The sequence below is a fragment of the Mycobacterium persicum genome, assembly GCF_002086675.1.
Taxonomy (GTDB): domain Bacteria; phylum Actinomycetota; class Actinomycetes; order Mycobacteriales; family Mycobacteriaceae; genus Mycobacterium; species Mycobacterium persicum.
The window spans coordinates 1-716 of record NZ_MVIF01000286.1; the positions used below are offsets into that span (position 1 = coordinate 1).

Annotated in this window: 1 pseudogene; it reads right to left on the minus strand. The window is 76.8% G+C overall.

The features are described from left to right. Positions 1-609 (minus strand): annotated as a pseudogene (locus tag BST40_RS32690) (PE family protein); the annotation flags it as partial. Positions 610-716: the final 107 nt, after the last annotated feature.

Below are 716 nucleotides of genomic sequence, written 5' to 3' on the forward strand. Positions count from 1 at the left end.
GCCCGCACCGCCGTTACCACCGGCGCCCGCGGCCACGCCGCTTGGGGCACCGTCGCCGCCGTTACCTCCGACACCGGCGTAAGCGGCTCCTTGGGACCCCACGCTGGAGCCACCGGCACCACCGGCACCACCGGCACCGCCCGGTCCGCTGCCGTTGCCTCCATTACCACCGTTGCCACCGTTGCCGTACGAGCCGATCCCGTCGGTGCTCCCGGTGCCACCGGCCCCTCCGGCGCCGCCGTTGCCACCGCCAGGACCACCAGGACCGCCGTCGCCCCCATTACCGCCTTGGGTGCCCGGAGCGCCGTAGCCCGGTGCGGACACGTCGCCACCCGCGCCGCCGTTGCCGCCGTCTTGGCCGTTACCGCCCTGAGGTCCTGCCGCGCCGTTGCCGCCGACGGCCGGATTGGGCGGGGGCGGCTGACCGGTGCCGCCGTAGCTTTGCCCGGCCGGTCCGGTCGCCGGGTTGGCGACGGCCGCGGGGTTAACGGCGTTCGCCCCGACGATGCCGGCGCCGCCCTGACCGCCGTTGCCGCCCGAGCCGATCAGACCGGCGGCATTGCCGCCGTCGCCACCCCGCCCGGGGCTATCGCCATGGACGCCCGCCATGGCCGACCCGCCCTGGCCGCCGTCGCCTCCGTTGCCGATCAGCCCGCCACCGGCGCCGCCGTGACCACCACCTGCGCCGGCCCCACCGGCCCCGCCAACACCACCAT